The sequence below is a fragment of the Pelagibacterium sp. genome, from assembly GCF_965249125.1.
GTDB lineage: Bacteria > Pseudomonadota > Alphaproteobacteria > Rhizobiales > Devosiaceae > Pelagibacterium.
Genome location: NZ_OZ252217.1, coordinates 2,215,061 through 2,229,343, shown reverse-complemented (window position 1 = coordinate 2,229,343; position 14,283 = coordinate 2,215,061). Strand labels below are relative to the sequence as shown.

At 61.1% G+C, this 14,283-nt stretch carries 10 protein-coding genes; 4 read left to right on the top strand and 6 right to left on the bottom strand.

Going from position 1 to position 14,283, the window contains the following annotated elements; translation table 11 throughout:
* Window position 1: 1 nt before the first annotated feature.
* The gene (gene aac(3), locus ACP148_RS10890) at window positions 2–805 is read right to left on the bottom strand and encodes an aminoglycoside 3-N-acetyltransferase (RefSeq protein ID WP_421952408.1); all 804 of its coding nucleotides are present in this window, start codon (window positions 803–805) and stop codon (window positions 2–4) included.
* A 222-nt stretch (window positions 806–1,027) separates the two neighbouring features.
* Between aac(3) and ACP148_RS10885 the strand changes: the two genes are divergently transcribed.
* From ACP148_RS10885 to trhA, 3 genes are all read left to right on the top strand, one after another.
* Window positions 1,028–2,251 carry a lytic murein transglycosylase gene (locus tag ACP148_RS10885; protein WP_421952407.1) on the top strand — a complete coding sequence of 408 codons (1,224 nt, stop codon included), beginning with the start codon at window positions 1,028–1,030 and terminating at the stop codon, window positions 2,249–2,251.
* Window positions 2,252–2,354: 103 nt separating this feature from the next.
* On the top strand, window positions 2,355–3,392 hold the full coding sequence (locus ACP148_RS10880) for a diguanylate cyclase (protein WP_421952406.1): 1,038 nt from the start codon (window positions 2,355–2,357) through the stop codon (window positions 3,390–3,392).
* A 143-nt stretch (window positions 3,393–3,535) separates the two neighbouring features.
* Window positions 3,536–4,225 carry a PAQR family membrane homeostasis protein TrhA gene (trhA, locus tag ACP148_RS10875; protein WP_421952405.1) on the top strand — a complete coding sequence of 230 codons (690 nt, stop codon included), beginning with the start codon at window positions 3,536–3,538 and terminating at the stop codon, window positions 4,223–4,225.
* A gap of 15 nt (window positions 4,226–4,240) precedes the next feature.
* Here the strand turns inward: trhA and ACP148_RS10870 are convergent, their stop codons facing one another.
* The 3 genes from ACP148_RS10870 to ilvD all read right to left on the bottom strand — a co-directional run bounded on the left by ACP148_RS10870 (window position 4,241) and on the right by ilvD (window position 9,341).
* Window positions 4,241–6,046, bottom strand: coding sequence for an ABC transporter ATP-binding protein (locus ACP148_RS10870; protein WP_421952404.1), 1,806 nt, complete (start codon window positions 6,044–6,046; stop codon window positions 4,241–4,243).
* A gap of 345 nt (window positions 6,047–6,391) precedes the next feature.
* Window positions 6,392–7,354, bottom strand: coding sequence for a DMT family transporter (locus ACP148_RS10865; protein WP_421952403.1), 963 nt, complete (start codon window positions 7,352–7,354; stop codon window positions 6,392–6,394).
* Window positions 7,355–7,496: 142 nt separating this feature from the next.
* A complete protein-coding gene (ilvD, locus tag ACP148_RS10860) occupies window positions 7,497–9,341 on the bottom strand; it encodes a dihydroxy-acid dehydratase (protein ID WP_421952402.1) in 1,845 nt (614 codons plus the stop codon).
* A gap of 227 nt (window positions 9,342–9,568) precedes the next feature.
* Between ilvD and ACP148_RS10855 the strand changes: the two genes are divergently transcribed.
* Entirely contained in the window at window positions 9,569–10,882 is a 1,314-nt protein-coding gene (locus ACP148_RS10855; RefSeq protein WP_421952401.1) for a PQQ-dependent sugar dehydrogenase, read from the top strand.
* On the opposite strand, the gene ACP148_RS10850 is transcribed toward ACP148_RS10855, so the two are convergent.
* Window positions 10,879–11,244: an MmcQ/YjbR family DNA-binding protein gene (locus tag ACP148_RS10850; RefSeq protein ID WP_421952400.1), complete on the bottom strand. Its 366-nt coding sequence runs from the start codon at window positions 11,242–11,244 to the stop codon at window positions 10,879–10,881. The genes ACP148_RS10855 and ACP148_RS10850 overlap by 4 nt on opposite strands.
* Before the next feature lie 3 nt (window positions 11,245–11,247).
* On the bottom strand, window positions 11,248–14,151 hold the full coding sequence (locus tag ACP148_RS10845; RefSeq protein ID WP_421952399.1) for an insulinase family protein: 2,904 nt from the start codon (window positions 14,149–14,151) through the stop codon (window positions 11,248–11,250).
* Window positions 14,152–14,283 lie beyond the last annotated feature (132 nt).

Here is a 14,283-nt window from a genome sequence, read left to right as displayed (position 1 = left end):
ATCATCGACAGTTCCGCTCGAGCCACGCCACGGCGTGCTCGAGCATTTCTCTTGCGTCGACCAACAGGCTGTCTGCCGCTCCGACCCTGCCTTCCCGCCCCCGGCCGGTTTCAAGGTAAGAGGTTACGATCGCGGTGAAATAGTCGATGCCGTCAAGCTGGGGCGCAACGGCATCGGAGGTGTCGAACTCCTCGCACATCCGCCACAGAGTGCCTTCTGGACCGGCGAAAGGCACCTCCCAGCGCTTGATCCGCTTGTTTCCAATGTCGGCGAGATGCTCGGCATGATGAATGAGCGTCATGGTATCGCGCGGCGCGCCGGCCATGAGCACCTTGCCACCGGCTTCGACCAGTCGCGCCAATGGCGAGGAGGGGCCATAGCCATAGTCGAGCGGATGGTCTGAAACCAGCCAGTCGGCCCGCGCGCCAATTGCAGTGACCGAAGCGCCCGGATTGCCGCTGCGCAGCGCGCCCGGCGTGGTTCTGAGGAATTCCGGAAACACGCCATGATCCCGAACCGCGCGAGAACGCAACGGATCGAAGCCGGCAACCCTGGTCCGCCATGCCTCCGGCATACGCCCGCTCTGATCGAGCAGGCCTTCGTACCGCGCGTCCCAGTCGGTATAGGCAAGAACGGTCCCTTGAGGCCCGACCGCCCGCAAGAGCGCGTCGATCAGGGTATCGGGACCGTTTATGAGATTGCCCACCTTGCTCATGGCGGCATGCACCATGACGATATCTCCGTGCCGGATGCCGATTTGAGAAAGATCGGCAACCAGATCGGTACTGCACACGAATTCGAACATGGGACGCTCACGAGAGAGTGAACATGAGTTTAAGCGCCGGAGCGCTGTAAGCCAACGTGCTTAACCCGGCCTTAAGCCCATTGGGGCAGATTCGGACCATAGAGTTTGGTTTTGTTTCAGTATCGCGAGCCTCGCCATGCTGTCCGTCGGGGGCCGGGACAGCGTATCGCCACAAACAGGTGGCAGTGTGGGCTTGCATTTGGAAGCGGAAAAGGTCCCTCCATGCGTAACACCGCCCCTGACGTCAATTTTCCCGTTCTTTCCCGCCGCCGCGCGATGGCGCTCGCGTTGGGCGCCGGCGCGGCCCTCGTGCTGCCCCGCCCCGCCTTCGCCAATGTCTCCGATTTCGTCGCATCGGTATGGCCCGAAGCATCCTCTCGCGGCGTTTCCCGGGCCATATTCGAGCAGGCGTTCGCAGGGTTTGCGCCCTCGGACCGCATAATGAGTCTCACGCGCAGCCAGCCCGAAACGGTCAAGACGACTGGCCAGTATGTGTCTGACGCGGTGTCATCCACTCGCGTTTCCACCGGCCAGCGCATGCGCGGCGAATGGGCACAGACATTGGGCGCGACCCAGCAGCGCTACGGCATTCAACCCGAGATCGTCCTGGCCATCTGGGGGATGGAAACCAATTACGGCTCCTACATGGGCGGCAACAACGTCATCCACGCGCTGGCAACGCTCACTTACGGCAATTACCGGCGCGATTTCTTCAAGAACGAGTTGCTGACCGCGCTTGAGATCCTGCAGGCGGGGCACGTGGCCGCACCGCAAATGGTGGGGTCGTGGGCCGGGGCAATGGGGCATACCCAGTTCATGCCATCGAGCTTTATGGCCTACGCGGTCGATTACAATGGCAACGGCAGGCGCGACATCTGGAACTCTGTGCAGGACGCATTGGCCTCGGCCGCCAACTACCTCAAATCCCATGGTTGGCGGAACGGCGAAACCTGGGGCTACGAGGTGCAATTGCCCTCAAATTTCGATTATGGCCGCGCCTGGGATATCGGACGCCAGACGCTGGGCCAGTGGGAAGCCATGGGCGTTCGGCGCACGGGCGGGCGCAATTTCCCGCGCTCCGGCGATATGGGGCGCATTTTCATGCCCGCGGGGGGCAGTGGGCCGGTTTTCCTGATGCTCGCCAATTTCGACGTCATCAAGCGCTACAACAATTCCGACAATTACGCGTTGGCCGTCGGCCATCTGGCAGACCGCATCCTTGGGGTCGGCCCCTTCATCCGCTCGTTTCCCGCCAATGAGACGGGGCTGACGCGGGCTCAGCGCGAAGAACTGCAAACCCTCCTCAACCGCCGGGGATACAATGTCGGCGCCCCCGACGGGGTGGTTGGCCCTAAAACACGCCAGGGCATCATCGCGTTCCAGCGCGCCGCCGGCCTTCTGGCCGACGGTCATGCCTCGAGCGGCCTGCTTTCCGCATTGCGCTAGGTTCTCCCAAAGTGAGGACTGGGTAACCATACAACCCGGTCCAACTCCATAAAGCCCCGGATTCAAGGTAATCTTTCGGCCCGGAGGGCAAGAGGACCGTCCCATGGTTATGGAAATATCGAAGGGTGAAGAGGGAAGGCTGGCCGCGCTCAACCGTCTGACTGCCGCGCTGATTGCCCCCATCGAATCCCTTGACCATATCCTGGAACTCGCCCGGATCAGCATCGCGCCCATGGCGGTGATCTCCATCATCGACCGAAGCGCCGAGATCGTCCTCGCCGCCGCCGGCGTAAGCTATCGGCGGCTTGACCGGAACCGGTCCGTGGCCGCGTTGGCCGTTGAGAGCGACCAACCCGTGGCCATCGAGGACGTCTCGGCCGATCCGCGCTGCGTCAGTCTTGAAGTCAGTCCCGGCGGAACGCCCATCGGATCGTGTCTGGGCATGCCGCTTCAAACCGCCGATGGGTATGTCATCGGCACATTGCTGATGATGGACGCCAACCCCCGCCAATTTGGCGAGCGCGAGATCACGATGGCCAGTCATCTGGCCCATCTTGTGATGTCCGAACTGGCGTCGCGCCAGCCCGGCGAGGCCGACTATCTTACCGGCGCCTTGACCCGCAAGAGCTTTCGAAACGAGGTTGATCGCGAATACGCGCGGGCCCTGCGCTATGATCGGCCGGCCACGCTGATTTTCGTCGATATAGACGGATTTCATCGGGTAAATTCGGCTTTTGGCGCCGCAATTGCCGATGAGGTTCTCAAATCGGTCGCCAATCGTGCCGCCGAATGCCTCAGGAGCACCGACCGGCTCGGCCGGTTGGGCGGAGAAGAGTTCGGCATGTTGTTGCCCGAGACGATGGCCTATGAGGCCAGCCAATGTGCCGAGCGCCTGCGCGAGGAAATCAGCGGGTTGCGTTTCCGTTATTCCGACAAGGTCATTTCGGTGACCGCCAGCTTTGGCATTGCGCCATTCGATTCCCGGCTCCGCTCACCGATACAGTGGTTTGCCCAGGCCGATATTGCCCTTTACGAATCAAAAAAGGCCGGCCGCAACTGCGTGAGCTTTGCGGCCCTGCCACAAGTTGTCGATCCGGTTTCGGAAGACGGGGAAACGATCCGTCCCCTGGATATGCACTGAAGCGCCAGCCGTCACAAAAGCGCGCTCGCCTTCCGTTTGGACGAAAATCTCAAACTCCGGTTCACCATTCTGCCTTACCCGGCGTTATAATGGCTGTACGAGGATCGGAAGCAGTCAGCAAACGGCACCAGGAGATGGCAGGCATGGGCACAAATCTGCGCCGCAACGCCAGGGCGTACGTCCTCAGACACAGACGAGCATTCACGCTTGCCGAAGTGATTGCCGACGGCATCGTCCATGGCGTGGGCCTGCTGGTGGCCGTCATCGCCGGTACCGTCCTGATCACCCTCGCCGTGGTTCATGCTACCGGTGCCGAGATTGCCGGCGTGGCTATTTATGTCGGCTCGTTTGTGGCCCTGCTCAGCGCGTCGATGGCCTTCAACCTGTGCCCGCAGGTGCCGATCAAGGCCTGGCTCGCGCGGATCGATCAGGCGGCGATCTTTTTGTTCATCGCAGGCAGCTACACCCCGCTGCTGATCGCGCTGGGCGATGTCGCCATAGCCGACCGGCTGATGATTTTTGTATGGGCCACGGCCCTGATCGGCATTGCACTCAAGCTTTTCGTGCCGCAGCATTTCGGGCGATTGGCGATCCCGTTTTATCTCGCCATCGGCTGGAGCGGCATTCTGGCCTTCCAGGCACTGGCCGCCGCACTCCCTGCGACGGCCCTCTGGCTGCTGGTCGCCGGCGGCGTGGCCTACTCAGCCGGCATCATCTTCCATCTGTGGGAAAAACTGGCCTTCCAGAACGTGCTCTGGCACGCCTTCGTGGTCACCGGGGCAACGCTGCACTTGATCGCCATCTTCGAAGCGATGGTCCTGAACCGGCTGTAGGGCAGGGCTGGTGGCTTACGCCACCAGCCCCTTGGTCAGTTCCAGCGCCTGCTTTTCGAACAGCCGACGATAGATGCCGCCTTCGCGGCGGATCAGCGCCATATGATCGCCTTCCTCGACAATCTGGCCCTTATCGAACACCAGAATGCGGTCGAGCGCCCGAACCGTCGAAAGCCGGTGCGCGATGACCAGCGTCGTACGGCCCGTCATCAGGCGTTCGATGGCCTGCTGGATCAACAACTCGCTCTCGGAATCCAGGCTCGATGTCGCCTCGTCCAGGATCAGGATCGGATTGTTGGCCAGGAACGCCCGCGCAATGGCCACCCGCTGGCGCTCACCGCCCGAGAGCTTGACCCCACGTTCGCCCACCATCGTCTCGTAGCCTTTGGGCAGGGTGGTAATGAAGTCGTGGACGTTGGCCATCCTGGCGGCGTCCATCACCTCTGCACGCGTTGCACCAGGGCGGGCATAGGCGATGTTGTCGGCCAGGGTCCTGTGGAACAGGATCGGTTCCTGCTGCACAATGGCGATCTGACCGCGAAGGCTTGCCTGTGTGTGCTCGGCGATGTTTTGCCCGTCGATCAGGATCTGGCCGCCATTGATGTCATGCAGGCGCTGGATGAGCTTGACGAAAGTGGTCTTGCCCGAGCCCGAATGTCCAACGAGTCCGATGCGTTCGCCCGGCTTGATCGTCACCGAAAAGTCCTTGTAGAGCGGGTTGTCGTGCCCGCCATACTGGAAGGTGACCCGATCGAACGCGACCGCGCCCCTGCCAATGCGGATCGGCGTGGCATCGGCCTTGTCGGCAACGCCGAAGGGCGCGGCGTCGAGTTCGACCAGTTCCTCCATCTCGTTGACCGAGCGCTGCAGGTTGCGGAAATGCATGCCGACATCCTGCAAATAGCCCTGCAGGACGAAGAACGAGGTCAGAACGAAGGTGATATCGCCTGCATTTGCCACGCCCTGCATCCAGAGCAGCACACCGGTGCCCAGGATCGTGGCGCGCAGAATGAGCAGCGCCGTATCCTGCGTCACGCCGTTGAGATTGTAACGGTTCCATGTCCTGAGCGTACGTTTTTGCCACTTGGCGACAACGCCACCCAGCCTGGCTTCTTCGCGTGCCTCGGCACCGAAACCCTTGACCACGGCGTTGCAGCCGATGGCATCCGACAACGCGCCGCCCACCTTGGTGTCCCAGGCATTGGAAAGCGAGGCCGCCGGCGACACGTAAGCCACGGTGATGCCTATGGTGCCGGCAATAAAAAGCAACGATCCAAGCCCGATCACCAGTCCCATCACCGGCCAGAACGATGCGAGCAATACCGTTGTGCCCACCAGCATGATCGTCGAAGGAAACAGGGCGACGAGCAGTGTGTCGTTCAACAGGTCGAGCGACCACATGCCGCGCGTAATCTTGCGCACGGTGGAGCCGGCGAACGTGTTGGCGTGCCAGTCGGTCGAGAACCGCTGTACGCGATGGAAGGTCTCGTTGACCACGTCGGCCATCATAAAGAGCGTAAGCCGGATGATGTTGCGGAACGCGCCGAACCGCAGGACGACCGCTGTCGCGCCCAGCGCAACAAGAATGCCCAGGGCCGAAAACGCTGCTTGCAGTGTCGGCTCATCGCCGACCGAGCCCGAAGCGATGGCCTCGACAAGGCGGCCCGCAAAATAGGGTGTCATCACATCGGCCAGCGTCGCCAGCATGATGAAGCCCAAAATTGCGGCGATACGCCAGGGCTGGCGTCGCCAATGCCGGAAGGTGTAGCCGAGAACAGCCCGATAGGTCGCGGCGTTGATATCGAGTTTCTTGCGAGTCATGGTGCCGATACCGGCTGCCGCGCACAGATGCGGGCGCACCGGTCCTATTAACTGGAAATGGAATGACCGAGCGACAGGCGGACTTATCCCCGTGTGACGGTCGCTTCGAATGAAGGAAAATGCGTGGCGGCCTCTAGAGGCGGCGGACGCGGGGCATGGCCGGCAACCTAACGGTGGCGTTCATAACCCTGGGAGGGTGCGGTGATACTGGTCAATGCAACGCCTCCTTGCAGGTTTGCGCCAAACGAAGCACTTCTTATAGATGCGAAAAAATGTCGCGCCAAGAGCTGTTCGGTAGAAAAAAATTCTACACGACGATAGCGGGCCGAAACCGACCGAATTTGGTCAGGCCGGATGGCCCTCCGCATCCTTTTTCTCGGCGGCGATGTCCGCGTCGGCAGTTGTGACCGGACGGACGGCCTCTTTTGCCAATTGGCGCTCACGCAGCCAGATATAGAGCCCCGACCCGATCACGATTGGCCCGCCCATGAACAGCCACAGGGTGGGCGGTTGATTAAAGATCAGCCAGCTCGAGAGCGTCATCCAGACGATCTGGCTGTATCCGAATGGCGCCAGAACCGAAGCGGGCGCGTAACGGTGCGCCACGATCGATATCTGGTGACCCGTCATGGCGGCCAATCCAACTCCCAGGAAGATGAGCCAGGCAAATGGCCCGTCGGGCCATGTCCAATTGGCCAGGGCAAACGGCAAGAGGCAGACGGTGCCCACGAGGCCGGCATAGAGCTGCAGGCTTGCGGTTGTTTCGGTCTCCGTCAGCTTGCGGGTCAGGATGAAATAAAGTCCAGCCGACAGGATGCTGCCCAAGGACAGAAAGATCGCCCAGTGGAAGCTGGCATCCCAAGGCTGGATGATGATGACGATGCCGACGAACCCTACGAAAATGGCCACCCAGCGTCGCCAGCCGACCTGTTCGCCCAAAAAGGGTACTGACAAGGCGGTGATAAGCAGCGGCATCCCGAACATGATCGAAGAGGTCACGGTCAGCGGCAGATAGAGCAGTGCGAAGAAATTGAACGCTGTCATGCCGAGCAGCCCGAACCCGCGCAGAATTTGCAGGGCGGGTCGTCGGGTCTTGAAGCTGCCCATTCCCAATTGCGGCAGCAGCAGCCCGGCCATGAACGCGAATTGCAGAAAGTAGCGCCCGAACGCGACCTGGGTCGGCGGCATGCCCGAAAGTGCCATCCACTTCGCGCAGGTGTCGCAGATCGTGAAGAATATATAGGTGACAAGCGCCAGACCGATCGCAAACAAGCGGCGGTCCTGGTGCCCGACGGTCGAACTGGACATGAAATACGCCTGGCAAGAACGGGGGAGCTGGGGCCGAACCTAGCCCAATTGCATCGCTATGCAAGCCTCGTTTTCAGATGCATGTGCTCTACGCTGCCGCATCTGAAAGGAGGGATGCCGGCCCTCAGAGCCGGCACTTTGCTTATTCTGGAAGGATGCGGACAGCACCCAGATCGGCGCTCGCGGCAAAGGCCGCATAGGCCTTGAGCGCGGTCGTCACCTTGCGCTTGCGCGGCGCTTCGGGTTTCCAGCCATCAGCGCCCCTGGCGTCCATGGCCGCGCGGCGGCGCGCCAATTCAGCATCGGAAACCGCAAGGTTGATGGTGCGATTGGGAATGTCGATTTCGATCCTGTCGCCCGCTTCGACCAGCCCGATCGCGCCGCCCTGGGCTGCCTCGGGGGAGACATGCCCTATGGAAAGCCCCGATGTGCCGCCGGAAAACCGGCCGTCGGTCAGCAGCGCGCAGGCCTTGCCCAGTCCTTTGGACTTGAGATAGCTCGTCGGGTAGAGCATCTCCTGCATGCCCGGGCCGCCCTTGGGGCCCTCGTAGCGGATGACGACGACGTCGCCTTCCTTGACCTTGCCGGTCAGAATGCCCGAAACCGCATCGTCCTGGCTTTCATAGACAACGGCCGTGCCGGTGAATTTGAGAATGGATTCGTCAACGCCGGCGGTTTTAACCACGCAGCCATTGAGCGCGATATTGCCCTTGAGCACCGCAAGTCCACCATCTTTCGAAAAGGCATGCTCGGTGGAGCGAATGACGCCATCCTTGCGGTCGAGATCGAGCTCGGCCCAACGGTTCTCGGTCGAAAACGCCTGCGTCGTGCGCACGCCGCCCGGCGCCGCCATGAAGAACTGACGCACGCTTTCCGAATTGGTGCGCGAAATGTCCCAGCGATCGAGCGCATCGCCCAGGGTTGCGCTGTGGACCGTCGGCAATTCGCGATGCAGCAAATTGGCCCGATCGAGCTGACCCAGAATGCTCATGATGCCACCGGCGCGATGGACGTCTTCCATGTGTACGTCCTGCTTGGCCGGAGCCACCTTGCACAGGACCGGCACCTTGCGCGACAGGGCGTCGATATCGTCCATGGTGAAATCCACCTCGCCTTCATAGGCGGCGGCCAGAATGTGGAGCACGGTGTTGGTCGACCCGCCCATGGCGATATCGAGCGCCATGGCATTCTGGAAGGCCTTTTTGGTGACGATCGAGCGCGGCAACACGCTTTCGTCGTCCTGCTCGTAGTAGCGGCGGGCGAGATCGACGATCAGATGTCCCGCTTCCAGGAATAGCCGCTTGCGGTCGGCATGGGTCGCCAATGTCGAACCATTGCCCGGCAGGGAGAGACCCAGGGCTTCGGTCAGGCAGTTCATCGAATTGGCCGTGAACATGCCCGAGCACGACCCGCATGTGGGGCAGGCGGCTTCCTCGATGGCGGCCACTTCATCGTCGGTGTAGCTGTCATCGGCGGCAACGACCATGGCGTCGACCAGATCGAGTGCCTGAAGTTTGTCGCGATGGACGACCTTGCCCGCTTCCATGGGGCCACCAGAAACGAAGACGACGGGAATGTTGAGCCGCATGGCCGCATTCAGCATGCCCGGCGTGATCTTGTCGCAATTGGAAATGCAGACCATGGCGTCGGCGCAATGCGCGTTGACCATATATTCAACGCTGTCGGCGATCACTTCGCGGCTGGGCAGGGAATAGAGCATCCCGTCATGGCCCATGGCGATGCCGTCATCGACGGCGATGGTGTTGAATTCCTTGGCGACGCCTCCGGCGCGCTCGATTTCGCGCGCCACCATCTGCCCGAGATCTTTCAGGTGCACATGGCCCGGCACGAACTGGGTGAAGGAATTGACCACGGCAATGATCGGCTTGCCGAAATCGCCATCCTTCATGCCGGTGGCGCGCCAAAGGCCGCGGGCACCGGCCATATTGCGGCCATGGGTGGTTGTACGGGAGCGATATGCGGGCATGAGGTCACCTGCGGAAAAGAAAAAATGTTGGCTCTTGGCCCATCCCGGCCGGTGTCTCCTCGGCACCACCGGAACCATTACCTATCTCTAACGCCGCTGGGCCCGAGTGTAAAGATAAACCGTACCGTAACGTACGGTACGGCAGAAAATTGCGCGACTCGGTTGCCCGAAGGGTCACGATCGCGCAATAGATCGCCTTTTGGAAGTTTCGCCCTTGGGAGGGCTTTATGTCGGTCTGGACAATTTTACTGGTGATCGCGGTTCTGGCAGTCGTAATTATCGGCGGCGGGTATGTGTGGTGGAATACGCGGGTAAGAACGCATACGCCGCAATTCGGCACAAAACCTGCAATTCCGTCGCCAAAGCCGCAGGGCGCGGTTCCCATGCTCAAAATGCCGACGGCGCGCGGCTGGCGCGATGGGGCCAGGCCTCGGGTGGCTCAGAGTCTGAAAGTCAGCGCGTTTGCCGATAAACTCAAACATCCCCGGTGGGTCTATGCGCTGCCCAATGGCGATGTGCTGGTTGCCGAGTCCGCAACCATCCCTCGCAAGGTTTCAGGGTTTATGGATTATGCCATGAACCGGACGATGAAGCGGGCTGGAGCGACCTATCCGAACGCAAACCAGATCACGCTGCTGCGCGATGCGGATGGTGACGGGGTGCCTGAAATCCGCGAAGTGTTTCTCAAGGATCAGCACCAGCCATTCGGCATGGCGCTCATCGGTTCGACGCTCTATGTCGGCAACTCCAATAGCGTAGTGGCGTTCCCCTATGAGGATGGCCAGACCTCCATCGCGGCTCCGGGCAAGACGATCTTTACGATGAAGGACGGCGGCCACTGGACCCGCAATCTCATCGCCAGCGCCGACGGCACGAAGCTCTATGTTGCCATAGGGTCGCTTTCCAACATCGCCGAGGAGGGCTTTGAGGCCGAGGAGGGCCGCGCCTGCATTGTCGAACTCGATCTGGCGACCGGCCAGAATCGCGAATTTGCCGGGGGCCTGCGCAACCCGGTCGGCATGGCCTGGGAGCCGACGGACGGGCAACTCTGGACGGTTGTCAACGAGCGCGACGGACTGGGCGACGAAACTCCGCCCGACTATCTCACCTCGGTCAAGGATGGCGGGTTCTATGGCTGGCCCTATTCCTATTGGGGCGACACTGTCGACGACCGCGTGCAGCCCCAGCGAACCGATCTCGTCGCCAGGGCGACGGCACCCGATTATGCGCTGGGCGGGCATACGGCTTCGCTTGGCCTGTGCTGGCTTCCAGCGGGCACACTGCCCGGCCTTCCAGAGGGCATGGTGATCGGCCAGCACGGGTCATGGAACCGCTCGAAACTCTCAGGATACAAGGTGATCCTTGTTCCGTTCAAGGGCGGGAAACCTTCGGGTGAGCCCATTGAAATCCTTGGCGGTTTTCTTTCGCAAGACGAGAAGTTCTCCAATGGCCGCCCGGTTGGCGTCACTGTCGCCAAGGACGGTGCCCTGCTCGTTGCCGACGATGTCGGTCACATCGTCTGGCGCGTGACCGCAGCCTAAAGGGAAATGCCGAGTAGCTGACGCGCTTTGCGCGTCAGGCCGGCGGCTACCAGTTCGTAGGAGCGCTTCACATAGGCTTCCAGTTCGGTGGCGGAAAGGGGCGCTCGCTCTGCGGCCGTAACCCATTTGCGCTTGGCGAAGTACGAAGCCTGGCCGACACCATCGAGGCTGGTCAGAAGCTCAAAGCTTTCCTCGCTGCACTTGAAGGTCAGGGCCGCACCGTTCTCGTCCGCGCTGAGCAGCACGAACACCTTGCCGCCGACCTTGGCGACGTGGGCCTCCCACTGATCGACAAGTGAAGTCCCCACTAGCGTCGCGACGAAATCGTCAAAGATCTTCCTCTCGAAGATGCCGGTCGTCACGGTCTACAGCACCTTGGAAACGTTGAGAAATCCGTTCCGCTCACGGTTTGCCGCCGTGATGGATTTCTCCGATCCCATGGCAACGATGTGCCCGTTGCGGGCCACTTCGTCCAGAAGATCCGCCGCCTTTGCGAAATCGGCTGCCGATGTAGAAAGCACCTGTTCGCGGCGTTTCTGACGGTAGTCCTCGGTTACCCCGGTCAGCGTCCGGACCAGCGCCGTATAACCCTTGGCATCGGGCAGAAGGTAAGGATCGAGGTCGCCGATGGTTCCGATGATCGATCGCGCGACATCGGAGGGCGAAACGCCTTTGCGCAGGAAGGACGGGGCCGCGTCGTACACATCGAGCGTGGCGACGAGGTTGGGATCGCGATACGAGCCGAATGCGTAGGTGTCGGCCAGCGGATTGAAGCTGGCGAATCCTCCATAGGCGCCGCCTTCGACGCGAACCTTGTCCCACAGATAAGTGGTGCCGAGATACTTGGTGACCACCGACAGCGCACCGGACGGTTCATGGCCGAGCGCCTTGAGGTTCACCCCCTTGGCGACGTAATTGACCTGGGCCGGAATGGTCAGGCCTTCATTGGCCGGATGGGGCAGGGGCGACCAGTCGGCGCGGACGAAATCACGGCGCGGCAGGCGCTGCTGGAAGGACTTGAGTTCGTCGGCAAAGGCAGGCCATGCCGCCCCGTCGGTGGTGACGTTGGCGATGGCCGCATTGGCGTTGATGAGATGGCTGCGAATGTCTTCGAGCGCCGACTGGACCGAGGGCCAGTCGTTCTCGATCTTCTGCGCCAGTTCGCGCAGGAACAGCAACTGCGTGATACCGCCGGTCTGCTCGGACAGCCAGTCGGCTTCGTGGAGCGAAGCGCGAAGGCGGGTAAAGACGTATTGATGGCCTGAGGGCACCAGCGAGGCCTCGGTCCGGGCCTTGTCCTCTGCGACGATCTGGCGGATGCGATCGCGGTTGTCGAACCGGGCATCGGTCAGGATATCGTGAACGATATCAAGCATTTCCCCGGTCTTTTCGGCGGTGGCCTTGGCGCGGACGATCAGAAATGCGGCCGCTTCCGCGCTGTCGAGGATCGGTGAATTGAGCCGGGAAATCCCGATGCCACCGGTGGAGCGCCCGATGCGCTGGGTGAGCGCAACAAAATCGGCTTTCGAAGTGCCGGTTTGCTTGAGCGCGCGGGAAAACAGGGGAAGATAAGCCAGAAGATCGCGCGGCAAGGTTTTGAGATCAAAGCCTAAATCGAGATAGACGATCCCGTTGGTGGCGATGTCGTGATAGAGCGTCCGCACGCCCTCTACCGCCTTTTCCTCGGTGGGAATGCTCATCCCCTCACGCGGCAAATCGGCCACGGTCAGGGTCGGGATTTTGGCAAGGTCCTCGGGCTTGTCGGCGGCATTCTGGAGGGCCTTGAGCTTTTTGGTCGTCTCGATGGCGGCGGCGATGTCGTTATCGTTCATGGCGGCGCGTGCCGCATCGAGCCGTGCGCGCTCGGCGGCTTCCTCGCGCTCGGCCTGTTCGGGGTCGGGGCGCAGGACGAGCGTCGTGCGGTGGGTGTTGTCGAGAAGGTTGGTGCGGATAAGGCCCTCGATGACTTTTTCGCCCGAGGCGATGCGGGCCTTGAGACTGGCCAGCGCGGTCTCGAACCGCAGCCCGTCGAGCGGATCGCGGCCATAGAGCCAATTGTTCAGCGCACCGAAAAAGTAAGCGATTCCACGAGGATAGCCGCCGGTGTTCTGTTCGCGAAGTTCAAATTCCAGCGAGTTGAGCGTGGCTTCGATCGTTGCATCGTCGATCCCGTGTTCGGCGAGATGGGCGAGGGTGTTCAGGATCAGGGTTTCGATCCGGTCCGCATCGTTGGCATCGGCGCCGCGCAGGCCGAAATTGAGGACCGGCTGGGAGAGTTCGATGGCCGAGGAAATGATGGCCTCGCCCAGCCCCGATTCGATAAGGGCCTTGTGCAGCGGCGCCGCGGAATTGCCGACCAGCGCCCGGCGCATCACGGTGCGGGCGAGCTGTTCCTCTATGTCGCCGGTCGGTTCGACCATCCAGTTGACGGTAACGAAGGACGAGCGCTTGTTGGCATCGTCGGCCGGATAGGTCTTTTCGACCCGGCGCGGCGCATCGAAGCGCGTCTGGAGCCTATGTGCTTGAGATTTCTCGCCTTTTTCAAAGCGTGATAGCACTTCATCGAGCAGTTCGAGCCGCTTTTCGGGGTCGTCGTCGCCGTAGAAAATGATCTGGGCGTTTGAAGGGTGATAGTAGCGTTTGTGAAAATCCCTGAACTGTTCATATGTGAGATCGGGCATGACCCGAGGATCGCCGCCACTATAGTTCGAGTAGAGACCATCGGGGAAAAGTGATTGCAGGGCGTAGGCGTAATTGACCTGATCGGGTGAGGAGAAACCGCCCTTCATTTCGTTGAACACCACCCCCTTGAAAATCAGCGGATCACCGGGATTCTCGACCTCGTAGTGCCAGCCCTCCTGCTGGAAGGTCTCGCGGGTCAGGAGCGGGAAAAACACAGCGTCCATATAGACTTGCGTCAGGTTGTAGAAATCGGCGAGGTTCTGGCTGGCCACCGGATAGACGGTCTTGTCGGGGAACGTCATGGCGTTGAGAAAGGTGTGCAAGGAGCCCTTGAGCATTTCAACGAACGGTTTTTTGACGGGGAATTTTTCCGAGCCGCAGAGGACGGAATGCTCAAGGATATGGGGCAAACCGGTCGAATCCTCGGGCGGGGTGGCAAAGGAGATGCCGAACACCTTGTTCTCGTCGTCGCTGATGAGAGAGAGCACTTCCGCGCCGGTCTTTATGTGCCGGTAATGGCGGGCCAAGGCATTGACCTCGCTGATCTTTTCCTCGGCGATCAGCTCATAGGCGGGATGGTGCGGCATGAAGGGCTCCTCTTGGGCGGGACGTGTGCGCCAATGTAGGAGCGGGCGGGGCCGCTGCCAACCTCCCCCAAACAATGTCGTGAAAATGTATGGACTTGAGCGTTCGGTGCCACCACATTGCTCAACAATGAG